28 protein-coding genes and 1 tRNA gene are annotated in these 23130 nt (G+C 58.3%); 8 read left to right on the forward strand and 21 right to left on the reverse strand.

What is annotated here, in order from left to right; translation table 11 throughout:
- The first annotated feature begins 47 nt into the window (after positions 1-47).
- Genes HK22_RS09290 through HK22_RS09300 form a run of 3 tightly spaced genes read left to right on the forward strand, consistent with a single transcriptional unit; the run spans position 48 to position 3162 of the window.
- Complete coding sequence (locus tag HK22_RS09290) at positions 48-1823, forward strand: tetratricopeptide repeat protein (RefSeq protein ID WP_086649047.1); 1776 nt, start codon at positions 48-50, stop codon at positions 1821-1823.
- Positions 1820-2734, forward strand: coding sequence for a 4-(cytidine 5'-diphospho)-2-C-methyl-D-erythritol kinase (locus tag HK22_RS09295; RefSeq protein WP_086649048.1), 915 nt, complete (start codon positions 1820-1822; stop codon positions 2732-2734). The genes HK22_RS09290 and HK22_RS09295 overlap by 4 nt, the downstream gene beginning before the upstream one ends.
- A 47-nt stretch (positions 2735-2781) precedes the next feature.
- A complete protein-coding gene (locus HK22_RS09300; RefSeq protein WP_086649049.1) occupies positions 2782-3162 on the forward strand; it encodes a hypothetical protein in 381 nt (126 codons plus the stop codon).
- Between the two features lie 4 nt (positions 3163-3166).
- Here the strand turns inward: HK22_RS09300 and HK22_RS09305 are convergent, their stop codons facing one another.
- The 10 genes from HK22_RS09305 to HK22_RS09350 all read right to left on the reverse strand — a co-directional run bounded on the left by HK22_RS09305 (position 3167) and on the right by HK22_RS09350 (position 11431).
- A complete protein-coding gene (locus HK22_RS09305) occupies positions 3167-3478 on the reverse strand; it encodes a hypothetical protein (RefSeq protein WP_086649050.1) in 312 nt (103 codons plus the stop codon).
- 19 nt (positions 3479-3497) lie between these two features.
- A complete protein-coding gene (locus HK22_RS09310) occupies positions 3498-3893 on the reverse strand; it encodes a response regulator (RefSeq protein WP_062030388.1) in 396 nt (131 codons plus the stop codon).
- Positions 3890-4951, reverse strand: a complete 1062-nt coding sequence (locus HK22_RS09315) for a chemotaxis response regulator protein-glutamate methylesterase (protein WP_086649051.1) — start codon at positions 4949-4951, stop codon at positions 3890-3892. The genes HK22_RS09310 and HK22_RS09315 overlap by 4 nt, the downstream gene beginning before the upstream one ends.
- Complete coding sequence (locus HK22_RS09320; protein ID WP_086649052.1) at positions 4948-5805, reverse strand: protein-glutamate O-methyltransferase CheR; 858 nt, start codon at positions 5803-5805, stop codon at positions 4948-4950. Before HK22_RS09320 ends, HK22_RS09315 begins: the two co-directional genes overlap by 4 nt.
- On the reverse strand, positions 5802-6224 hold the full coding sequence (locus HK22_RS09325; RefSeq protein WP_158093554.1) for a chemotaxis protein CheW: 423 nt from the start codon (positions 6222-6224) through the stop codon (positions 5802-5804). The genes HK22_RS09320 and HK22_RS09325 overlap by 4 nt, the downstream gene beginning before the upstream one ends.
- 2 nt (positions 6225-6226) lie before the next feature.
- Positions 6227-8275 carry a chemotaxis protein CheA gene (locus tag HK22_RS09330; protein ID WP_086649054.1) on the reverse strand — a complete coding sequence of 683 codons (2049 nt, stop codon included), beginning with the start codon at positions 8273-8275 and terminating at the stop codon, positions 6227-6229.
- Entirely contained in the window at positions 8272-8631 is a 360-nt protein-coding gene (locus tag HK22_RS09335; protein WP_062030398.1) for a response regulator, read from the reverse strand. The genes HK22_RS09330 and HK22_RS09335 overlap by 4 nt, the downstream gene beginning before the upstream one ends.
- Entirely contained in the window at positions 8628-8897 is a 270-nt protein-coding gene (locus HK22_RS09340; protein WP_086649055.1) for an anti-sigma factor antagonist, read from the reverse strand. The genes HK22_RS09335 and HK22_RS09340 overlap by 4 nt, the downstream gene beginning before the upstream one ends.
- The gene (locus HK22_RS09345; RefSeq protein WP_086649056.1) at positions 8897-10366 is read right to left on the reverse strand and encodes a methyl-accepting chemotaxis protein; all 1470 of its coding nucleotides are present in this window, start codon (positions 10364-10366) and stop codon (positions 8897-8899) included. Before HK22_RS09345 ends, HK22_RS09340 begins: the two co-directional genes overlap by 1 nt.
- A gap of 135 nt (positions 10367-10501) precedes the next feature.
- Positions 10502-11431, reverse strand: coding sequence for a retroviral-like aspartic protease family protein (locus HK22_RS09350; protein ID WP_086649057.1), 930 nt, complete (start codon positions 11429-11431; stop codon positions 10502-10504).
- 201 nt (positions 11432-11632) lie between these two features.
- Between HK22_RS09350 and HK22_RS09355 the strand changes: the two genes are divergently transcribed.
- Positions 11633-11709, forward strand: a tRNA-Asp gene (locus tag HK22_RS09355).
- 76 nt (positions 11710-11785) lie between these two features.
- The gene (locus HK22_RS09360; RefSeq protein ID WP_086649058.1) at positions 11786-12136 is read left to right on the forward strand and encodes a DUF3147 family protein; all 351 of its coding nucleotides are present in this window, start codon (positions 11786-11788) and stop codon (positions 12134-12136) included.
- 10 nt (positions 12137-12146) lie between these two features.
- On the opposite strand, the gene HK22_RS09365 is transcribed toward HK22_RS09360, so the two are convergent.
- Both HK22_RS09365 and HK22_RS09370 read right to left on the reverse strand, forming a co-directional pair.
- Entirely contained in the window at positions 12147-12917 is a 771-nt protein-coding gene (locus tag HK22_RS09365; protein ID WP_062030408.1) for an ABC transporter ATP-binding protein, read from the reverse strand.
- A 4-nt stretch (positions 12918-12921) separates the two neighbouring features.
- Positions 12922-13761, reverse strand: coding sequence for an ABC transporter permease (locus HK22_RS09370; protein ID WP_086649059.1), 840 nt, complete (start codon positions 13759-13761; stop codon positions 12922-12924).
- Between the two features lie 134 nt (positions 13762-13895).
- Between HK22_RS09370 and queE the strand changes: the two genes are divergently transcribed.
- Genes queE through HK22_RS09385 form a run of 3 tightly spaced genes read left to right on the forward strand, consistent with a single transcriptional unit; the run spans position 13896 to position 15801 of the window.
- Complete coding sequence (queE, locus tag HK22_RS09375; protein WP_086649060.1) at positions 13896-14537, forward strand: 7-carboxy-7-deazaguanine synthase; 642 nt, start codon at positions 13896-13898, stop codon at positions 14535-14537.
- Between the two features lie 2 nt (positions 14538-14539).
- Positions 14540-15277, forward strand: coding sequence for a 7-cyano-7-deazaguanine synthase QueC (queC, locus tag HK22_RS09380; RefSeq protein ID WP_086649061.1), 738 nt, complete (start codon positions 14540-14542; stop codon positions 15275-15277).
- Positions 15274-15801, forward strand: a complete 528-nt coding sequence (locus HK22_RS09385; RefSeq protein WP_086649062.1) for a 6-carboxytetrahydropterin synthase — start codon at positions 15274-15276, stop codon at positions 15799-15801. Before queC ends, HK22_RS09385 begins: the two co-directional genes overlap by 4 nt.
- Positions 15802-15816: 15 nt before the next feature.
- Here the strand turns inward: HK22_RS09385 and HK22_RS09390 are convergent, their stop codons facing one another.
- The 9 genes from HK22_RS09390 to folP all read right to left on the reverse strand — a co-directional run bounded on the left by HK22_RS09390 (position 15817) and on the right by folP (position 23108).
- Positions 15817-16716: a fructose bisphosphate aldolase gene (locus HK22_RS09390; protein WP_086649063.1), complete on the reverse strand. Its 900-nt coding sequence runs from the start codon at positions 16714-16716 to the stop codon at positions 15817-15819.
- A gap of 190 nt (positions 16717-16906) precedes the next feature.
- A complete protein-coding gene (locus HK22_RS09395) occupies positions 16907-17512 on the reverse strand; it encodes a CatB-related O-acetyltransferase (RefSeq protein ID WP_062108854.1) in 606 nt (201 codons plus the stop codon).
- Positions 17513-17570: 58 nt separating this feature from the next.
- On the reverse strand, positions 17571-18602 hold the full coding sequence (locus HK22_RS09400) for a fatty acid desaturase (protein WP_086649064.1): 1032 nt from the start codon (positions 18600-18602) through the stop codon (positions 17571-17573).
- 124 nt (positions 18603-18726) lie between these two features.
- Entirely contained in the window at positions 18727-19638 is a 912-nt protein-coding gene (locus tag HK22_RS09405) for an NAD(P)-dependent oxidoreductase (protein WP_086649065.1), read from the reverse strand.
- Between the two features lie 19 nt (positions 19639-19657).
- Positions 19658-20047 carry a cupin domain-containing protein gene (locus HK22_RS09410; protein WP_086649066.1) on the reverse strand — a complete coding sequence of 130 codons (390 nt, stop codon included), beginning with the start codon at positions 20045-20047 and terminating at the stop codon, positions 19658-19660.
- Between the two features lie 36 nt (positions 20048-20083).
- Complete coding sequence (locus HK22_RS09415) at positions 20084-20626, reverse strand: Rrf2 family transcriptional regulator (RefSeq protein WP_086649067.1); 543 nt, start codon at positions 20624-20626, stop codon at positions 20084-20086.
- Positions 20627-20743: 117 nt separating this feature from the next.
- Positions 20744-21418, reverse strand: coding sequence for a GTP cyclohydrolase I FolE (gene folE, locus HK22_RS09420; RefSeq protein ID WP_233142521.1), 675 nt, complete (start codon positions 21416-21418; stop codon positions 20744-20746).
- On the reverse strand, positions 21415-22314 hold the full coding sequence (folK, locus tag HK22_RS09425) for a 2-amino-4-hydroxy-6-hydroxymethyldihydropteridine diphosphokinase (RefSeq protein ID WP_086649068.1): 900 nt from the start codon (positions 22312-22314) through the stop codon (positions 21415-21417). The genes folE and folK overlap by 4 nt, the downstream gene beginning before the upstream one ends.
- Positions 22311-23108 (reverse strand): dihydropteroate synthase, encoded by a 798-nt coding sequence (gene folP / locus HK22_RS09430; protein WP_233142523.1) that lies wholly within the window; start codon positions 23106-23108, stop codon positions 22311-22313. Before folP ends, folK begins: the two co-directional genes overlap by 4 nt.
- Between the last annotated feature and the right edge of the window lie 22 nt (positions 23109-23130).

Below are 23130 nucleotides of genomic sequence, written 5' to 3' on the forward strand. Positions count from 1 at the left end.
GATGCCGGTTGGCGTGGAGCCTCAAGAGGGCTAGAGTTTCTTCCATTATGCAGATCACACGCGGCTGGCCCAGATCATTCGAGGAATTTTCCCGCCCGCTCCGTCTGGTGCTTCCCGCCCTGGCGCTGGGCGGCTGCCTGACAGGGAGCGCGCAGGCCGCACTTCCTCCGGCCGTAAAACCCACCGTTAATCCGGAGAATTCCCTGACCGGCTGGATGCTGGCGGCAACGGTCATGATGGAACGTGGAGACGTTCCCGCCGCCAATCTTGCCCTCTCCCACGCCCTGCCGCTCGCACCACATAACCTTCAGCTACAACACGATGCGCTGCGCTATGCGGCCATGGCCGGTCATCAGACCGAAGCCGTCAAACTGGCCAATGCCCTACCCGATCAGGGCGCCGGCAGCGATATCGGCACGCTCATTCTCGCGCAGGACGCCTTTGTCCGTCAGGACTGGGCCGCGATGCGCCGCATCCTCACCCGCAGCCCCCATCACGGTCCACTCGTCACGATCGCAGCACCCGTCCTCATGGGCTGGAGCCTCGCTGCCGAAGGCCACCCCGACAAGGCCCTGAACCTGCTGGCGGAAGCCGCAGGTCAGCCCACGACCCGCAGGCTCTATCTCCTGCATGCGGCCATGGTTGCGGAACACCTGCCCACTCCTCTGCTCGCCGGACAGCTCTATCACCGCACAGGAAGCGCATCCGGAGACCCACTGACGCTCCAGATCCTTTATGCGCGGCTCTATGGCGGCTGGCTCGAACGGCACGGCCATCACAAGGAGGCCAGTGACGCCATCGCCGCTCTGGGCGTGACCTCGCCGCTGGCCGCCCTCGTCATCGGCCCGCTCCAGCAGAGCCTCCCGAGCCTGAAAAGCCCGACCCCGGCCCTTGGCGGAGCGGTGCTAAACCTTCAGATGGCCCTCATGATCACGGATGCCATCCAGCAGGACGGTATTCCGCGCGATCCGGCCATCATCGCCCTGCAACAGGCCATTTCCCTTGATCCCGGTTTGACAATCGCGCGCATCTTTCTGGCCGATACTTTCCGCGAGGCCAACCAGATCACCAGCGGCCTGGCCGAACTGAACACTATCTCACCCTCCGATCCCCTTGCCGCCCTGGCCGCACAGGAGCGCATCAACCTTGCCCTGCGCTCGGGAGACCTCGAACAGGAAGCTGATGCCCTGCACCGCGCGCTGGCCCTGCGCCCCGAAAACCCGGAATTCCTGATCCAGCTTGCTGAAGTTGAAGACCAGCAGGGTCATCATACAGACGCCGTCGCACTCTACACCCGCGCCCTCAAGGCCTCGCCGCCCCGCAAGGAAATCCTCTGGCCCATCCTGCTGGGGCGCGCGATGGCCGCTCAGGAAAGCGGGAACTGGCCCATGGTGCAGGATGACATGAAACATGCGCTGGAACTCGCCCCCGGCCAGCCCGAAGTCCTGAACTTCGTCGGCTATGCCAATATCGAGCATGATGCCGATCAGGCGCAGTCTCTCGCCATGCTGAAAAAAGCCGTCGATCTCCAGCCCGCGGACGCTTCCATTCAGGACAGCTACGCCTGGGCCCTTCTCAAATACCGCGCGGACCTCAAAACCGCGCTTCCCATACTGGTGCAGGCCGCCGAACACGCACCCGGGGATGCCGAAATCGGCTATCATCTCGGCGTCGCCTACTGGTATCTCGGACGGCACACCGAGGCGCAGGACCAGTGGAACCAGTCCCTCGACGATAACCCCCAACCGCAGGATCGCGCCCTTCTGATTCAGGCGCTCCAGAACGGCGGCCCCCATCTCGCAGCTTTCGAACAGAAACCATGACCTTCCCAGACGCACCCCAGAGCACGGCACACGCCAAAATCAACCTGTTCCTGCACATCACCGGCCGACGCGAAGACGGATACCACCTGCTCGACAGCCTCGCGGTTTTCGCAGGCGCCGCAGACCGCATCACGCTTGAAGGCCCCGCCGATGCGATGTCGCTTACAATCGACGGCCCGTTCGGTCAGGGGCTGGAAGCTGACAGCCAGAATCTCGTCCTGCGCGCCGCCCGCGCCCTCCAGGCCAAGGCCGGCACGACAGCCAACGGCCTGACCGAATCCTTTCGTCTGAAACTGGAAAAGAACCTGCCCGTCTCCTCCGGCATCGGGGGAGGTTCCGCGGACGCTGCAGCAACGCTGCGCCTGCTGGCCCAGGAATGGGACGTGGAACAGGCCACACTTTTCCCGATTGCGGAGACACTGGGAGCGGACGTTCCCGTCTGCATCGCGCAGCGTCCGGCCCGGATGCAGGGGATCGGAGAAATCCTCGCCCCGGCCCCGATCCTGCCTGATGCGGGTCTTCTGCTCGTCAATCCCGGCGTCGGCGTTTCGACACCCGAGGTCTTCCGGGCCTTTGCCGCAGGTGGCGGCATCACGGAACGGCCTGAAGCGCTTCTTCCAACCCGTTGGGACAGCGCAGCAGCCATGGTTGCCGACCTGAACGCCACAACCAATGACCTTCAGGCCCCGGCCCTGTCTCAGTGTCCGGTGATCGGCACGGTTCTGGCGTCCATCGCCAGCCTTCCCGAGTGCCTCCTCGCGCGCATGAGCGGTTCAGGCGCCACCTGCTTCGGCATTTTCCCCAGTCCCGACAGCGCCATGAACGCCGCCCGTGTCCTGAACAAACGAAGTGCACGCCTGAATTGGTGGACATGGGCGGGAGGCTTCCACCACACTGGGTCTTCAACCTGATCACATCACAACCGGGCAGGGAGCCGAACATCATGACAGCCCCACGCATGCAGGTCACACGTTCCGAAGACGGCAAGACGGCCATCCTGTCCTTTCTTGAAGGCAGCGGCGTTTCAGGCAGTCTTTCCCTTGACGAAGCCCAGTTGTCCCAGCTGATCGCAAGTTTGGGTCTGGCCCATGCCGCCCTGATTGAAAAACGCCCGCCGGCACCGATTGCAGGCGCGCGCTTTACCCCCGTCTACACCACGAACTGGGCCCTGCAGATCGACGCCCTGACCGAAGGATCAATGCTGGCATTCCAGCATCCGGCCTACGGTCCGGTCGGCGTTGTCTTTGGCCCCCAGGACGTCGAACAGATCATTCGCGGCCTGCAAAAACAGCGCACCATGATCCGCTCCAACCCCCAGGATGCCAGCACACCAAGCTGATCCCTCAGAACAGCTCAACCTCTCCTGAACCTACTGACGGCTGAGGGGCTTCCGCCAGCAGACGCTGACGGATCTCTCCCATCGTCAAACGATCCACAGCCGACCGCTGGACCTGCACAGCTTCTACGCCCGGCTCCCGGCTAAGCCCGTCACAGCACGTCGCCAACTGATCCAGAACCTGGGCGATCCTGTCGAAATCCTGCAACTCCAAAGGATTTTCTCCCAGAAGAGCCTTCAGACAGACGGCCTCCAGTCTCCGCAGTTCCTGAAGACTGACGGCAAGCTGTACCCCAAGCCCTTCAAGAACCTGCGGCAACGGAAGCTCCTTTGAATCCTCAAGCACCGCAGATCGGCCCAAACACGGCTTCGATGCGGGATTTGAGCGAGCTGGCCGTGAACGGCTTGGCCAGAAAATTATTCACGCCCTCCGCAATGGCCTGCTGCACCAGTTCCTTGCTCGCCTGTCCGGTCAACATGATGAAACCCGTTTTCGCAGTGCGGGCATTGCTTCTGACAGCCTTCAGCAATTCCAGCCCGTCCATGTCAGGCATGTTGAAGTCCGAAATGATCAGATGAACCGAATTGCCCTTCAGATGCTCCAGAGCCTCCACCCCATTCCGGACACCAGCAATCTGAACAAAACCGATCTGGGCAAGCGTATTGCGCAGGATCGAGCGGATGGAAGTCTGGTCGTCCACGAGGAGCACGGACATGGAAGATGCGGAAATCATGGATACGTCTCCAGAGAACGGCGTTCACAAAGATTGAGAATAGCGGGGCCAATGGCGGACAGCGGAAGCTGCGTGTCCACCGCGCCCAGTTCAAAGGCAGCACGTGGCATGCCATAGATGACAGAACTTGCCCGGTCCTGCCCGATCGTACAGGCGCCGGCATTGCGCATGGCCAGCAAACCCTGCGCGCCATCGCATTCCATTCCGGTCAGAATGACGCCCACAGCGTTTTTTCCCACTGTGGCGGCAAGAGAATAAAACAACTCATCCACAGACGGTCGATGCCCATTAACGGGTGGCGCCGTCACCAGCTGACAGACATACTCCCCGGGCCGTGCACCACTTCTAATACGCAGATGACGCTCTCCACCGGACGCGACATAAACGAGACCCGGCCTCAGCACGTCGCCCTCTTCCGCCAGTCTGACGTCAGGCTTCACAATCCTGTCCAGACGGCGCGCGAAGCTTTCGGAAAACTGCTTTGGCATGTGCTGCACGATGACTGTCGCGGGGCAATCCTTTGGAAAGTGCTCGAGCACATCCGTCAGCGCCTCTACACCGCCGGTCGAGGCACCGATGCCAACAACAGCTCCGGTTTTCGTGGCCGCCAGAACTCTGGCGCCCAGACTGACCCCTGCCGATACGGCAGGTTGCTCTTTTGTGGCGGCGGCCCGAACAATCGCGTCTCCCAGACCGGCAAAAGGCTCCTCCCCGCTTCCGAGCGCCATTTTCGAATACCATTCGGCAGCGCCCATCCGGAGCGCCTGCTCCACCAGCCCCTGATGACTGGAGAGACGCCCCGACACCATCACCACAGGCATCGGACGCAGGCGCATGATCTTTTCAAGAAACTGCAATCCATTCATGGACGGCATTTCGTAATCAAGCGTCAGCACATCGGGATTCAGCCGCACGATCAGGTCGCGTGCCTCAAAAGGCGTTCCAGCCGTTCCAACAACCTTAACGCGGAGATCACGCTTGAGCGCTGCTGCAATCAGCGCGCGTGTCGTCAGGGAATCATCGACAACAACAACCGTCAAAGGTTTTGAGCCACTCACGGAGACACCTCCGCGGTCGAGACCCTGCGATAGGCATTATATCCGATGCTTTCCATTCCGAAACGCTCAGGATGGGCGATACGCTCCGAGTGTCCCAGATAAAGCTCGCCCCCCGGAAAAATTCGCGCCGAAAGGTTGCCCCAGAGCCTATCCTGAGTTTCCCGATCGAAATAAATCGCGACATTCCGGCAGAAAATGGCGTGAAACCGCGATGAAAACGGCCAGGGCTCCACCAGATTGAGGCGCCGGAACCGGATCATGTCCCGAATTTTCTCAGACATGACGACCCGGTTTCTTTCAAGTCGGCAGAATGACAGAACACCAGCTTCAAACAGAGCTTCAGCTTCCACGGAATCATAACTGCCCAGTTTGGCCTGGCTGAGGATGTCGGAATCAATATCTGTCGCCAGAATTTTCGCCTTCAGCCCCGGCACTGCGGACAGACACTTCATGACCGTCATGGCGATCGAATACGCTTCTTCGCCGCTCGAACATGCGGCCGACCAGATCCTGAGTTCTTCACCACGTTCAACGCGAGAGTATAATTTCTGGCGCAATAACTGCTCCAGATACGCAAAATGATGCTTTTCACGATAGAAGCTTGTGACGTTCGTCGTCAGTGCCGAAACAAGATGATTTCTTTCATCAACCCCCGCACCGCTTACGAGAAAATTGCAATAATCGTCAAAGGACCCAAATCCTTCCTGCCTGACGCGACGTGAAATCCGCGAATAGACAAGACTTTTTTTCTTTTCGGACAGGGAAATCCCAGCAGATTTTTTTGCGATCCTCGCAATAATCCGAAAATTTTCATCTGATATTTCCTGTGCGTCCGGTAGTTCCATCACTGTCATTGCAGACTTCCTTCAAACAGCGACGAAACATTCACAGAAAAAACCAGACGCCCCCCCAAAGACAAAATCCCGTTTGAATAATATTTGAGATTATCACTGGAGAGCTCGGGAAGAGGTCTGAAGTCTTCCTCATCAATATCCGAGATGTCAGTGACATTCGAAACCGAAAAACCAATGATCTTTTTGTCGTATTTCAAAAAAATAATGGCTTTTTTCTCGTCATTATTGTTAGAAACTCCCATCATCTGCGCCATGTTCACGAGCGGGATCACCGAGCCGCGAACATTGACCACCCCTTCCACAAAAGCCGGAGCCGCGGGAAACGGGGTCGCCTTCGCCCATCCCTTGATTTCCTTCACGGCAGAAATTTGAACAGAAAATTCCTGGTTTCCCAGAGAAAAGACCAGAGCTTTTTCCATGATCATACTCTTTCCTCCAACGAACTTTCTCTTTTTTTCAGAAGCTCACCAAACAGAAATTCAACATCCAGAATAAATGCCACATTCCCGTCCCCAAGAATGGTTGCAGTCGAAAAACAGGCGATTTTTCTATAGTTGTCCTCAAGATTTTTTACTACAAACCTTGAATGATCAATGATTTTATCAACAATAAATGCCAATTTTTCTTCATTTTCATTTTCTATAACAAAGCAAATTTTCTGATTTAACCCATCAGATGAAGCCCCGATAATATCAGAAGCGTAAATTACAGATAAATAACCATCCCGATAAGGATATCCGTATTTACTTTCTCCTATATGAAAAGCTTTTCTGGAATCGAATATTATTGTTTCAAGAACGTTATTTACCGGAATAACAAAATCCTGACCTTCCGCCTTGAAAATAATTCCTTCAATAACCGACAGCGTAAATGGCAGCGATATCGAGAAGGTCGTTCCCTTTCCTTTTGCAGAGCTGATGAAAATCCTGCCGTTAATCTGCTGAAGGCTCTGTTTGACCACGTCCATTCCCACACCGCGCCCTGACACATCCGTGACCTCGGCAACGGTCGAAAACCCCGGCTCAAAAATCAGGGAATAGATTTCGTCCCGATCAAGCCTCTGCCCTCTTTCAATAATTTGCTTTTCAATGGCTTTCTCGTAAATCCTGTCAGGGTCCAGACCAGCACCGTCATCCTGAATTTCCACGATGATCCGTCCCGAACGCTGAAAAGCCCTGAGCCTGAGCAGACCTTCCGGATCCTTGCCAGCCTGTGCCCTGACCTGCGGACTTTCGATGCCATGATCGATCGCATTACGAACCATATGCGTCAAAGGATCAGACAACTTTTCGAGGATGGACCGGTCCACCTCCGTGTCTTCTCCCTCCAGCACAAGCCGAACCTGCTTTTCCGTTAGTCTTGCCGTTTCACGCACGACCCGGCCCAGCTTCTGGAAAACGGTTTTGATAGGATAGGCCCGCATGGTGATGACGTTTTCCTGAAGCTCGTGAATAAGCTGCTCCTGCGCCGTCACGACATTCCCCAGAACAGAATCTCCATGAACCTTGTTACGCCGCATCTGTGACTGGATGGCGCCCTGATTGATCACCAGTTCCCCAATCAGATCGACGAGTTTGTCGATCCTCTGGATGTCGACACGAACAGTCGCAGAATCCTTTCGGTCAACGGATTTTCTGACCTGAGGATCTGTTTTTTCTTCAACTGCCACGGGCAGAGATGCAGGGGCATCATCAACATTTTCAGAGGCAAGCGTAATCGTCGCCTGCAGATCGTCCCCGGACCATTCGAAAATTTCCTCGATATCGACTTGTGACTTCTGAGTTACCAGCAGGAGTTTCCACGTCAGATAACTCTGTTCAGGGAAGATATCGCCAATCAATGGAACGCGGTCAGTATCAACCTTAACCTGAAGCTGTCCCAGTTCCTCCAGCGCGATCAGAATATTCCGGACATCATCGCCGCGTTCGTAAAATTCCGGAGTTACTGTCAGGGTAATTGAAAAATTCTGCTCCATCGGAGCATCGATTTCAATTTTAACCGGCGCAAAGGCCATCCCGAAAATATCATCCATCTCGGCATCTTCAGGCGCCTGTTCCGGCTCAGATGTTTCGGAGTGAAGATACCTCTCAAGTTCAGAAATCGTATCAGGAGCGACCTCACAGTCTCCCCCGCCATTTTTAAAAGCCGCAACAATATCGAACAGCGCATCCTTACATTTCAGAAATGTGGAGACACTATCGTTTGTGACGGAGTGAGTTCCTGATCGAAACAGGTCAAGCACGCTCTCAAAAAGATGAGAAAATTTGACCAGTTCTTCCATTCCAAAGGCCGCTGCTCCGCCTTTGATGGAATGAACGCACCGAAAGATCGTATTGATCTTTTCTCCGTTCTCTAACTCTTCACCGAGCGTCGTCAGTTCTTCTTCAAGAAGCGCGAGTTGTTCGTCACACTCATCAAAGAAAATCTGCCGGATCGCATCCATGTCATCCGTAAATTCTTCAGTACTCATGAGCTGACCCGCCTTACTGCAGCGAGCAGTTTAGGGCCGTCAAACGGCTTGACGATCCATCCTGTCGCCCCGGCTTCACGTGCTGCACGGCGCAGTTCGTCTCCGGATTCCGTCGTCAGAAAGATGATGGGGACAAACTTCGTCTCGGCCTGGGCGCGCAGAGCCTGGGTCAGCTCCAACCCGTTCATGCGCGGCATGTTGAGATCCGTTATGATAACGGCGGGGGAAAAACCTTTTATTTTTCCTAGTGCGTCTATGCCGTCTTCAGCCGTTTCGACCTCATATCCGCCGTTGCGAAGTTCCCGGCTGACAAGGTCCCGCATGGTTCTGGAATCATCAACAACCAGAATATTCATGCCTCACCTGCCCCTTGCAGAAGAAAATCCCCACCCAGAAGCAAAAGGTTTTCTTTCATTCCCTCGGAAACGTTTCTGATTTCAAAAGGGACGTTCAACGCCTGCGCGGTCGTAAATGCTGAAACGAGCAGCTGAAAGCAGAGCCCTCCCACACGCGCCACGCTCCCCCCATCCAGAAGAAAACCGTCTTCCTGCTTTTTCAGGAGGTCCGAAAACGGCACCGAATATCTGGTGTCCAGTAATTCAGGAAGAATGAGCGCCTCCATTACCGGAACTCCTCCCAGCCTTCATCCGACGTCTGAAAAGAATTCTCCCCCCACTGCGGGGATGACGGCGCCAGAATGGTGTCCTTTTTTTCGAAACCGAGATCGTCATCTCCATGATCCTGCAAATGGAACCGCTGAAGACTTCCAACGAGCTCTCGGGCTTCAGCACTCAGATTATGACTGGCTGCCGTTGCTTCTTCGACCATGGCGGCGTTCTGCTGGGTGTTCTGATCCATCTGGCTGACGGCGACACTGATTTCCGACAGATCATTCGCCTGACTCCGTGCCGCCGTAGCGATTTCACCGATCAGGACACTGATCTCACTGACGTTTTCCACGATGGATTTCATCGCAACACCCGTCTCTTCAACCAGAGAACTGCCGCGACTGACCTGTTGTGCGCTGGAGGTAATCAGTCCTTTGATTTCCTTGGCTGCATCCGCTGACCGCTGGGCAAGCGCACGCACCTCAGCCGCGACGACCGCAAATCCCTTGCCCGCATCCCCGGCTCTGGCGGCCTCAACGCCCGCATTCAGCGCCAGCAGATTGGTCTGAAAAGCGATATCGTCGATCAGTCCGAGAATCTGTGCGATGTGGATGGAAGACTTCTGGATGTCCTGCATGGCCGCCGTGGCAGCCGTCATCACTTCTCCTGACCTTTCGGCGCGATCACGCGTCTGGCTGGCGACTTCGCTCGCATGAACCGATGCCGCAGCCGTCTTGCGGACGGTTTCTGTCACATTCCCGACGGAAATCGTCGTCTCTTCAAGACGTGCGACCTGAAGCTCTGTGCGACGGGCCAGATCATCCGCCGCTGAAGCAATTTCAGCAGACCCCGATGAAATGGTCGAAATACTGTCGTTCAGCGAAACCATCACTTTCTGAAGGGTTACTGCCGTTTCGTTGAAATCCTGTCGCAGCCGCTCATAGCGGGCAGGCAAAGCCTCTTCGAGACGGAATCCCAGTTCGCCATCGCGCAGATTCGCCATGGCATTCCCCAGAACCTCAATCACCCGCTCATGCTCGGCAGCTTCTTCCTTGGCCGACTGACGCGCATCTTCAGCTTCGATCCGAACAGCGGCAAGCGCGGACTGTGCCTGCGATGCCAGAACTTCGCTTCTCTCGGAATTCGTACGCGCCTCACCCAGCATGACCTGCAAGCGGACCAGACTGCCTTCCTGCGTATCTTTTGGCAGGGTTCCCTGTGCGGCCAACTGCCTGACCGCATCCGTCAACGCATCTCCGCGAGCCGCCACCTGAACAAATGCAAAAATTCCAGAAACTGCAAACAGTCCAAGCAGCGTGATCTCAGGAAAAAGCGACTGCCTGAGAAAGGCAGCGCCCCCGGTCGCCTGCAGTTCCCAGACCAGTCCACTGATCCCGACGACCACAGGAACGGCAAATGCCAGGAGCACCCGCCGACGAAGCAGGACACTCCCTTGCATGGGAACAGAGCGTATGTCGGACATGCCAGGCCGTCTCCAGAAACACAGATCACACCACGCCGGCCACAGGCAGCCGGCCAGATGCTTTCCTTCCTAGAGAACAGTTGATTGAAACTCCGTTAATGCCTCTTCAGACAATCGCAGGGGAGGAAGGCTGGCTCAGCGAGGAGACGCTGGAATATCGACATCATGCTGCACGAACATCTGGTTGCCGTAGCGGGGGATCCAGATCCGGTAATGCTTCAGAACATCCGCACCCAGAAGCGCATCCGTATCGGACAGCCCTTCCCCCACCCTCAGAGAAACATCGCGGAAAACGATGTCACCCACCTGAAGAGTATCAAAGTGATGAAGATAATTTTTTACCGGGTCCCTTGTGAGACCATATCCGATTGAAACAGGGTCTTTTTCCAGCATGGCACGCGTGACACCCGCCGCCCGCGCCGCGTCCAGACTGATCATGGTCGTTCCCGCCCCCGTATCCAGCGTCGCATCCGTCGGATGGCCGTTGAGGCGTATTTCCAGAGTGGTCTTGTGCCCTTCGTTGTAGATATGACTGATCCGCACCGTATGGACAGGCCCCTCCCATCCCGGAGTGGGAGTTTCACAGTCTTCTGTCTCGACCAGCCTGACACGATGTGAAGGCATGTCCACGACCGTATCGTACCGTCCGAGAAAATCGCGCCCGAACAGCCCCACAATTGGAAGGCCTGCAATTTTTCCAACAAACTTGCCCGCCCCGGCAACGGCGATGTTGGTCGCTTTGGAGCTGCCCATGTCCAGAGTGTCGATCGTCACGACACGTCCATAGTCCTGCCCTCCGACACCATGGATCAGCACCGTTGCCCCGGTATCATTCAGGCCGAGAGGCTCGACAAAACTCTGTCCAACCGTCGTGGAGAAAGCGCCCGTATCGACAATAAGCGCAACAGGATGTCCGTTGATCGCGGCCCGCACGATCGGGCTGCCCCAGTCATTCAGCACCAGCATGTTCCCGCTCGTGATCAGCTTGCACTGATGCGGACCCGTCTCGCATCCGGCAAGACCCGCCCCCAGCAACAGCAGTGCAGCCAGTCGTCCCAACCTCATGAGGCCCTCCCGCCTGTATCGTTCCGTTACACAGGACACGCCCCCTTCCTGCCGGGCAAGGCAGTTTTTTGATCCAAAAGGCTTTTTTTTGAAAAAACCCTCTTGTCACCCCAAGGGCAGACTGTTAAATCACCGCCACCGACCAAGAGGAAGCCAAACAGCTTCCAGATGGAAGGTCCCAAGGTACTGAAAAGTGCCTCTGCGGGTGTAGCTCAGTTGGTTAGAGCGCCGGCCTGTCACGCCGGAGGTCGCGGGTTCGAGCCCCGTCACTCGCGCCACTCCTCTCATGGAGTTGGCCACATTCTTTCCAAAAAAAATTCTTGAAGAAAATGCTCCCCGACTTCAGGGAAGAGTATGATTTTCTTTATTCTGAAATGCCTGATTTCAGGACTCCTGATCGCCGCAGCCTCAGGCATCGCACGCCGCTATCCGGGCTTTGGCGCGCTGATTGCCTCCCTGCCTCTTGTGTCGGTGCTGGGCATGATCTGGCTTTGGCTGGAAAAGCCTGACCGCGTTATCATGAGCCGTCATGCGGAAGCAACATTTTGGTATGTGCTTCCTTCCCTGCCCATGTTTTTGCTGATCCCGCGACTGCTTCGGGCAGGCATGCCGTTCTGGCTCGCCCTGTCGGCAGGATGCGCCCTTACGATCGTTCTGTATCTCTGCACGACATGGGCCCTCGCCCGTTTCGGTACGGGCGGCTGAGACTGACCTCTTAGCCAGCCTCTTGCAGATAGACGTCCAGAACCTCGTCCGGTGTTCCGTCCATTCGGATATGCCCGTTCTCAAGCCAGATGACGCGCGTACACCACTGTCGCATGACCTTGGGCTGATGGGTGGACAGCACGAGGATTTCCGCTTGTCGGACGAGTTCTTCGAGGCGCGCCTTGGCCTTGTTCATGAAAACCCCGTCCCCCGCGAGAAACCACTCATCCATCAGCAGGATTTCCGGAGCAGACGCCGTCGCCAGGCCAAACGCCAGACGAACACTCATGCCCGCACTATAGGCCTTCATGGGCATGTCCATATAAGGACCGAGCTCAGCGAAATCCTGTACGTCCTGCTCGATCCGAGCGATCTGCTGACGTGAAAGCCCCTCATATCGCCCCTTGAGGCGAATATTCTCACGCCCCGTCAGATCGGGATTCATTCCCAGACCGCTGTCCAGCAGCGTCCGCATCGTTCCCTCGAGCCGTACGCGCCCCGAAACAGGTTCGTAAATGCCTGCCAGTGCACGCAGAAGCGTGGTCTTGCCAGCGCCATTACTACCGATCAGCCCCAGCCGCTCGCCGGAATTCAGCGTAAAGCTGATCTCCCGCAGCACGCTCACGATCGTACGCTCCCGCAGGTCCTGCATCAGATGGGCCGAGGGCGACGACGGCGCAAACCGGGCCAGCGTCTTGCCGACCTGGCGCTTCAGGGAGCGGCTCTGCCCATGATACAGCGGAAAATCAATACAGAGGCGATCAACAACAATCCCGGGCATCAGATCAGATCCAGTAAGGAATGCGCGACCGCATCCGGCAGAACAGGACGGCCGCCAGAAGCCACAGAAGTACACTGTGCGCGATGGCCGCCTCCCACACGACGGGAGCCACCGTCTGCCCCAGAAGGGGCGCACGTACGATTTCAAGCAGCGGATAAAACGGATCCAGCAGCAGATACTGCCGTCCGGTCGTAATCAGTTCCGGCTTCCAGATCACCGGCGTCACGAAAAAGAAGATCTGCATCAGCGACGCCACGATGGGCGCAATGTCCCGAAACCGCGCGCCCAGCATCCCGATCAGCAGAATGACGCAAAAGCTGTCCATAATCCACAGCGACAGGCTGAACAACAGGCTCCAGACCTGCTGTGGCCAGACATGGAAGACCGCAAACACGGCAACGACCACCACCATATTATGAAGCAGGATCAGCAGATTCCTGACGATCACCTGCACCACTGGCAGGCTGACCGGAATCCGCATCGCATGAAACAGCGACGTGCTCTGCGTAAAGACCGTTCCCGCGTCGTTGATGACGGTACCGCCATATCCCCACAACACGATCGAAAGTGACAGGAACGGCAGATAGGCTTTCAGGTCCATATGAAAGAGAAAGCCATACACAACGCCCATCGCGCCGATCATGACAGCCGTGGAGAGCGTCAGCCACAGCGGCCCCAGAATGGAGCCGCGATACCGCATCTTGATATCCAGCCAGCCGAGCGTCACCGCCAGCGGCAACAGCCGCAGACCCGCCCGCAGATCGCTCCAGGCGGCGCGGACAAGCCCCCATCCCCGCAGGGGCTGAAGGGTCAGAACAGGAGAACGGGCATTCATGTCTTCCATGCGCCTTCCCTACCATGAAAGCAGGCCCTGCCCATCCCCCTTGCCTGCGAAACATCCCTCTTCGCATGACACCATCAGGCCGGGATGATGATTTCCCTTGCATCCTGCGCCAACCTCGCCGACATGCTGCGATCATGTCATATGCTGTGAAGGAAATGTTCGTGACCCTCCAGGGCGAGGGTGCACAGACAGGCCGTGCCTCGGTGTTCTGCCGGTTCGCGGGCTGCAACCTGTGGTCGGGCCGCGAACAGGATCGCGCCACGGCCGCCTGTACGTTCTGCGACACCGATTTCATCGGCACGAACGGTGAAGGCGGCGGCCGCTTTGATACCGCCGAGGCACTTGCTGCCACCATCGCGGCCTGCTGGACCGGCATCGCCGATGAGAGCGGCCGCCGCTACGTCGTCTTCACGGGCGGCGAACCGCTGCTTCAGCTTGAGGATGCCCTGATTGCCGCCGTAAAGGCCCAGGGCTTCGAGATTGCCGTGGAAACCAATGGTACGATCGCAGCCCCTGCGGGAATCGACTGGGTCTGCGTCAGCCCCAAACCCAGCAGCACGCTCGTCCAGACCGACGGCGCGGAACTCAAGCTGATCTACCCCCAGCCCGACCTGCCGCCCGAACTGTTCGAGAAACTTTCCTTCCGTCATTTCTGGCTTCAGCCGATGGACGGCCCCGACCGCATCGCCAACACACAGGCCGCCGTTGCCTACTGCCTGCGCCACCCGCGCTGGCGCCTGTCGCTTCAGACGCACAAGCTGATCGGAATCCCCTGACCATGAGCACGAACCCGGCCATCAGCAGCAACACCGCTCTTGTCCTGTTCTCCGGCGGCCAGGATTCCGCAACCTGCCTCGCCTGGGCCCTCTCCCGCTTTGATCGCGTCGAGACGGTCGGCTATGCCTACGGGCAGCGCCACGCCATCGAACTCGAATGCCGCGACACGCTACGCGAACAGATGGCCGCGTTTTCGCCGGAGTGGAAAGCGCGCCTTGGCGACGATCACACGATCGACCTTGCCTCCCTTGGTGCCCTGTCCGAAACGGCGCTGACCCGCGAAGCCGAGATCGGACTGAGCGAAAACGGGCTGCCAAACACGTTCGTGCCGGGCCGCAACATCATCTTCCTGACCTTCGCAGCCGCTCTCGCCGTCCGCCGCAATGCACGCCACATCGTCACTGGCGTCTGCGAAACTGACTATTCCGGCTATCCCGACTGCCGCGATGACACGATCAAAGCCCTTCAGGTCGCGCTGAACCTCGGCATGGACCAGCGTTTCGTCCTCCACACGCCCCTGATGTGGATCGACAAAGCCCAAACATGGGACCTGACCGAGCAGCTCGGCGGCCAGACGCTCGTGGACGTCATCAACCGGGACAGCCATTCATGCTATATGGGCGACCGCACCCATCAGCATGACTGGGGCTATGGCTGCGGCAGCTGCCCGGCCTGCAATCTGCGTGCCGACGGATGGCGCCGCTACCAGCAAAGCCGCCACCACGGAGGCGCCGCATGACCGCCGAACTCGTCTTCACCCGGCGTTTCTGCATGGGTCATAGGCTCATTACGGGCGCCAGCGAACGCTGCGCCATCCCGCATGGTCATAACGAATATGTCCGCGTGAAGCTGCGCCCGGCCAGACAGACCCGGCTGGACGGACACGCGAACATGATCCTGCCCTTCGCCGAAGCCAAGACACGCTGGCACCATTTCGTAGACAACAGCCTCGATCACGCGCTCCAGCTTTCGGAAACGGACCCGCTACTTGCGTGGTTCCGCGCCAATGAGCCCGAACGCGCCAGCCGGATTGTTGTGACGCCCGGCGATCCGACAACGGAGCTGATGGCGGCCCTCATGCTCGCCAAACTGACCGCCATCCTCGCGGATCAGGGCGACATCCTGCGCGTTCACGAGATCGAACTGGAAGAAACACCCACCAACACCGTGCGTCTCGGCGGCAATCCGCAGCATTACCTGCCCGCCGTTTCAAGGCCCCCGGAACAGTGCTGGTGGAATAAAGCGGACGCCAGTATTTCCTGACGTCCGGACGACGCCTCAGACCTTGTGGACCGAAGCGTCGTAGATTTCCTCAATCACCTCTCCCAGCGCTGCATCGAACTGCGCATCATCCATCTGATGACGCAGATCCCCGATCAGCGCGCGGGAGAAACTCGCAATCATCCGCTGATTGTGCCGCAGCTTTTCGCAGGCCTGATCCAGCGGATAGCCCCCTGACAGCGCCACGACCCGCACCATCCGCGGATCACGCGCGATGTCATCATACAGGTCCGCAACGTCCGGGATCGTCACCTTCAGCATGATCCGTGCGTCTTCGGGCAGCTTTTGCAGCTCTTCCAGAACATAATCATGCAGAAGCTGCTCACACGCTGCCTTGTCCGGGCTCTTGATGAGCACTTCCGGCTCCAGAATGGGCACCAGCCCATGTTTACGGACCTGTTCGGCCACTGCGAACTGCTGCCGGACAATGGCCCGGATGCCGCTTTCGGATGGCAGACGGATCGTGGAACGTTCCTTCGTCCCGTAAACGCCCAGCTTGGCCGCCCGCGCCAGCAGGGCATCCAGATCAGGCATCGGCTTCATGAGCTGAACGCCGTCCGCTTCCGCCTCCAGACCCTTGTCGATCTTCACAAACGGCACAACGCCTCGTTCGCGCCACAGATAGGCCGGAACGGGCTCACCGTTCACATCCCCATCCATCGTGCGTTCAAACAGAATGGCCCCGATCACCTTATCGCCGATAAAGGAAGGCGCCGTGATGATCCGAACCCGCATGTCGTGCATCAGCGCAAACATCTGGCTTTCATCAGAATATTCGCTCTCGGCAATACCGTACTGCTTCAGCGCGCCTGGCGTGGAGCCGCCACTCTGGTCCAGGGCAGCAATAAACCCGCCCTTATCCGCCATCTGTGACATCATCTTATCTGCGGTGCTCATCAAGATTCCCTTCGATACAGGAAGAACCGTCACCGCTTTCGAAGGACCTCACGGATCACCCCCTCGCAGTACGTTTCCCGACACAGTCCAATCGCGCCGATGCCCGGAATGGTTCCTGCCCGACCAGTTCGGTAAACCATAGCGCAGCCCCGACACCCGATGAAGCGGCTCCCCGCTCACCAAATCAGGATCAGCCGTCTTCAGAGCCGTTCGGGGCATTTTCATAAAGCTCAAGAAACGCCTCGATATCGTCGCTCATCAGCGCTCCGCAGCGCTCTTTCACAAGCGTTTCCGGCCATTCCCACCAGGCCAGCGCCAGCAGTCGCGCAATGATGCTTTCGGGAAAACGGTAGCGGATCACTTTTGCCGGATTACCTCCCACAATCGCATATGGAGGCACCGATTTCGTAACAAGCGCCTGCGCTGCAATCACGGCGCCATCGCCAATCGTCACTCCGGACATCAGGGTCGCATGCGCCCCGATCCAGACGTCATTGCCAATCACGACGTCCCCCTTGCTGGAATGATCGGCCTGCCCCTCTTCCGCGGATGGCCAGAAATGCGACAGCGTTTTGAAGGGATAGGTGCTCACCAGATCGGCGCGGTGATTGCCAAGGATGATCGTGACATTTGGCCCGATCGAACAGTAATCGCCGATGATCAACCCGGCCTCGCCTACTTCAAGAACAGCAGGGGCGCCATAGGTATGAGGACCGATCCGCCAGCCCCATTCATCAATCTGATACGCAAGCGCATACTGCGTCAGGGCCTGAAATGCGCGATTTCCGAATGCCATGCGGAATACTCCCAGCTTCTGCTGCCAGACTGGACGAACCCGAGTCCGCCCCCCGGCATCATGTCACCGAGCGGAGATCCACCATAGCCTGCATGTCCTCATCCCAAAGGACGTTGCTCCGGGCTTCACGAATTCCATCCCACCAGGTCAGGATCTTCACGTTCTGAAAGGCCGGATGGGCGTCATGACATGCCAGCAGCCTGTAATTCGGTATTCCCGGCGCCATGTGATGGACATGATGCGTGCCAATGTCTCCCGTGAACCAGCGCATGATCCGCGAGAAGCGCAGGAACGAACACCCCGTCACCACGGCATCATAATTGTTCCATTGCGGATGCTCGGCCCACTGCACACCCTCAAACTTGTGCTGGACAAGAAAGAGCCACACGCCCGTCACGGCGGCCGGATAGATCACCATGAAGCTGACCAGCAGAACGAGCTTCCATCCAACCAGCCAGGACAGCCCGCCGAACATCGCCACCAGACACAGATTGGTTGCGTACACGCCAGCCCGCTCGCGGATCCAGTGCCGGGGCGTATCGAAAGCAAACCGGTAGACAATAAAGAAAATCACCGGTGGCATCAGAAAGACCGTCAGGAGCGGGTTCTTGCTCATCCGGTACAGAAACTTCTTCAGGCGCGTCATTTTCCGGTATTCGGCAACGGTAATACAGTCGGAATACAGATCAGACAGCCGCCCGCGCGTATCCATGTTGTTCCAGGACCCGTGATGCAGCCCGTGATGCTTTTTCCAGTGGTCATAGGGCGTCAAGGTCAACAGAGAGCAAAGCCAGCCCGTCACGTCATTGGTCCAGCGCTTTTTGAACAGCGATCCGTGCCCGCAGTCATGCTGAAGGACAAACGTCCGGATGGACAGGCCCGATGCCAGTGGTGTGAGTACCAGAGACCACCACCAGCCCCGCATCAACCCCGCATAGATCAGCACATAACACAGCAGAAGCAGACTGATGGTTGACAGGACCTGAAACAGGCTGGTCCAGAAATGCGAGCCCTGATATTTCCGGACCGATCGCGCTGTCTCGTCGGAACATCCTGACGTTTCCAGTTTATTTTCCCCGAAACCTGTCATGATATTCCATAAATTATTTTATCTGTCTCAATAATACATGAACGAAATATTATCAATGAGATAAGAATTTAAGATTTGTAACATGCAATAATTATTTAATAATTCATAACATTACATCGCCGTTTCATATTTCTTCCAGCCAGGGTGTATTTTTAGGCTCAAGACCCAGAAGACTTCTGGCCCTCTGATTGCCCCCCCCGCTCAGAGCATTCTGATAATAGGCGGCCTCTTCGCCCAGACGCAGGACCGCGTCGTCTTCTGCAAGATGCCCTGGAGGTGCCGCCCCGACCCACCTTGCATAGGCGGGCAGCCATCGGGAGAATTCCGTCGGCTCATCATCGACCACAGTGTAGATCCCCGCAGGCGCCCGGAGCGCCGCAGCCGTTGCCTGCGCTGCATCATCCACATGAATGAACGAAAACATGCCCCGCCCTACGCCAATGACGGGGACCTCACCTTTACGGACATGCAGGCTGAACGCACCATCCGGCCAGTACCAGGTACGCGGACCGTAGAAAAACCCATACCGCAGCGCCACGCCTTCCATGACGCCGTCGCTCAGAACGCGCTTTTCCAGCGCTTCATACATCCGCGCGCTCTCCCCGATCCCGCCGGGAGCATCCGTTCTCAACGGGGACTCCTCGGTCGCAAGTCCTCCCTCACCATTCAGGTAAAACCCGCAGGACTGCTGGATATAACGCCGCACCCCCACAGCCCGGGCGGCATCATGGAGATTACCCCCGCCCTCCAGACGCAGCACCCGATCCGCAGGCAGCCTCTGCGCCAGATCGAACGGACTGGACGGGAGGGACGTCAGTTGGTCAATCACGACATCCGGCCGCACCCGATCCAGCAGAGCGAACATCCCGGCCCGGTCCAGCGCATCGCCTTCAACCGGAAACGCGCCCAGCGCCTGAATGACGGGCAGATTTTCGGCACGCCGCACCATGCCCCAGACCTCATGCCCCTCTCTCAGCAAACACGCGATCAGCGGACGCCCGACAGCGCCACTTGCCCCGGCCAGCAGAATTTTCATGACTTCTGTTCTTCAGCCATTACTTTGCAGGGAAGACAAACGGCGCAGCCTTGTCCTTGACGAAAACCGCCAGAAACTGCGCAGGCTCGGTCTGGCTGGCATTGCGCCCGACCAGATGAACATCGTCCGGCCCTTCAAAGAAGGTCTGCCCCGGATGCAGGGTCACGGCCTCTCCACCCCGGACCTGCATGACAACACAGCCCTTCAGCACATACACAAACACCGAGGCATTATGCCGATGGATCGGGTCGGAACCGCCGGGGGGATAGTCCACCGTCAGCATCGCGCCCTCTTTTCCGGGAATGCCTGGCAGGTCATGCGCCAGAAGCGGCGTGACTTTCGTCGCGGCATGAAGGGAAGGCGTGCAGACGCACAAAGCCAAGGCGCCAAGCGCAATAAAACGACGCATAATTCTGTTTCCTGATAGTGGATGTGAAAGAAAAATTCAGACCGTGTCCGGGTTTCGCCGCTGCCTGACCCTGCTGGTCCGGCGTGTCTGGACCCGGTTCTCAAGCCATCCCTGCGCCTCCCCCAGAAACGCAGGCGCCGCCTTGTCCCGGACAGATGCCGCCAGATCAGCCAAAGACGTCCGCGCCAGTTCCTCGCGCATGGTCTGCTCGGCCCGCAGCATGACCGCATGAATGCTGCACACACCCTTCGTGGCCCATTGCGGCGGCGTGTCGTCGAACAGGACGCAACGCCCGCGAATTTCCTGACAGTTAAAGAGGCTTTTGCGGCCTTCCGCCGCGTCCACAACGTCCAGCACGCTGATCTGCGCCGGAGGGCGGGCCAGCCTGTAGCCGCCCTTCAGCCCTTCGGAAGCCACCAGAATCCCGGCTTTCTCCAGCTTCGGAAGCTGCTTGGCCATAAATGCCGCCGGGATATCCTGAAGTTCCGCCAGATCCAGACTGCTGACCGGTCCGGGATGATCCACGAGCCACAACAGACTGTGCAGGACGTATTCGGTGCTTGCGCCATAAAGTGCCATACGCGGACCATATAAGTCCGCGTTTTGATTCGCAAGGCATCAACGCGCAAAAACGCGGGCATCAGAAGCTGCGAGACATCATCCGTTTTTTTAGTCTTACAAGCCGTCCGGCGCAGATCAGCTCCGCAGGAGCGACATGATCTCCATCCGCGCCGCACTGTCGCGCAGCCAGCTTCCACGCGCGATGGACGTCACGGTCGTGGAGCCGGGCGAGCGCACGCCGCGCATGCTCATGCACATGTGCTCAGCTTCAATGACAACCAGAACGGCTTCCGGCGCCAGAACATCTTCCATGCCCTGCGCGATCTGATCCGTCAGACGCTCCTGAAGCTGCGGACGACGCGCAAAGCCTTCCACAAGCCGCGCAATCTTGCTCAATCCCGTCAGACGCCCACCCGCTGGCAGATAGGCCACATGCGCCTTGCCATAAACCGGCAGCAGATGATGCTCGCACATCGAATGGAAACGGATATCCTTGACGAGCACCGCGCCATGATGCCGGTCCGCAGAGAACTGCGTCTTCAGATGGTCCCGCGGGTCCTGATGCAGGCCGCTGAACACTTCCAGATACATCTTCGCAACACGCTGCGGCGTATCCAGCAGACCCTCGCGATCCGGGTTTTCACCCAGCGCCTCAAGAATCTGGCGCACGGCCCCCGCAATCCGCACTTCCGCATCCGCAGGCAGCGGCAACGCTCCCATCGGGCGACGCTCCTCGGACGAGAGGCTCTCCTGACTGTCCGACTGATAGGCCGATGCGGTGGCTACGGTCGTGGCGTTCAGGTTGGTCATGCGGGTTCAGGCTCCTCTATGCCCCGACGACCCGTGCCGTCAGGGACGCGCCGGGTCACATCCCCCGGGCTCCGCGGCAGGACTGCTAGCGCGTCCCGCACGCGACGTCCACCAATGACATGATCTGGATCAATTTCCGCCAGCGGCTCCAGCACGAAAGCCCGCTCGAACAGACAGGCATGCGGCAGCGTCAGAACCCGGTCCCGAACCTCCCGCGTGCCATAATAAAGAACATCAATATCGACGGCCCGCGCGCCCCAGCGTACGCCCGGCACACGTCCCAGCTCCGCCTCGATCGCCTTGCACATCCGCAGAAGCGTATGAGGCTCCAGCGTCGTCCGCCCGGTCGCACAAATATTGACGAATGCCGGCTGCTCCACTCCGCCCCAGGGCGCACTGTCATACAGCGACGACACCTGCACGATCTCCAGCCCGTCCACGCCGGACAGCCGATCCACCGCCGCCGCCAGAACAGCCTCCCGCTCGCCCAGATTGCTGCCCAGCGAGAACGCCACGTCATGAACCCGGCCCTGTTCCACAGCCACCGCCGTTCCCGACACCACATACGGCACTGGCGCGGACGGTTTGCGCACTTCAACCCGAACCCACTCCACACGCTCCAGCCGCGCCAGAACGGCTTCGGCAATCCGTCCCGCTACCGTCTCGATGAGCTGAAGTGGCTTTCCGGTCACGATGTCCGAAGCGATATCGCACAGCGTCCCGTAACAGACGGCCTGTTCGTAATCATCGCCCGCAATCGCACCCGACAGATCTGCACGGATCTCGATATCCACTACAAAACGCTGCCCGATCCGCGTCTCTTCGGGCAGTACGCCATGATAGCCAAACAGACACAGGTCCCGCACGAAAACGGAAGTCAGGGCAGGTACGATCATCGGACATCCTTCAGAATCTGGCGAATTGTCAATGCATCCACATGCTCGCGCACGTCATGCACCCGCAACATCGCAGCGCCCTGCTCCACCCCGTACAGATGGGTCGCCAGCGTCCCCGCCAGCCGCTCGGACGCCGCACGCCCCAGAAAATGCCCGAACATGGACTTGCGCGACACCCCCAGCAGAACCGGCAGCCCATAGTCGGCCCGCAGATCGCCCAGCCGCGCCACGGCCTCAACATTCTGCGCCTGCGTCTTGCCGAACCCTACACCCGGATCCAGCACAATCCGATCACGCGCAAGTCCGGCGTGTTCCGCCAGTTCCAGAGACCGATCAAAGAAGCGCCGCCAGTCCGCCCGCAGATCCAGAGCCTCGTCCACGTCATGACGGTTGTGCATCACGATAGCCGTCGCCTCCGAATCCGCTACTACGGACGCCATGTCCGGGTCCGCCTGCAAACCCCAGACATCGTTGATGACCGCCACACCGGCCTCAAGCGCCCGTCTGGCGACGAAAGCCTTGGTCGTGTCCACCGAAACGGTCACTCCGTCGCCCACAAACTGCCCAACGACCGGTGCAAGGCGCGCCCATTCCTCTTCTGCCGGAACCGGTATAAAGCCCGGCCGCGTGGATTCAGCACCCACATCCAAAAGATCCGCCCCGTCCGCCACAAGCGTCCGACCATGCGCCAGAGCAGCCTCAGGCCGCAGAAAACGCCCGCCGTCGGAGAAGGAATCCGGCGTGATATTCACGATCCCCATCACTGCCACAGGCCCGTTTCCAAACCGGCTCATCCAGCTTTCCCCCATCCGCGTT

Source organism: Gluconobacter sp. DsW_056 (assembly GCF_002153595.1).
GTDB classification, from domain to species: domain Bacteria; phylum Pseudomonadota; class Alphaproteobacteria; order Acetobacterales; family Acetobacteraceae; genus Gluconobacter; species Gluconobacter albidus.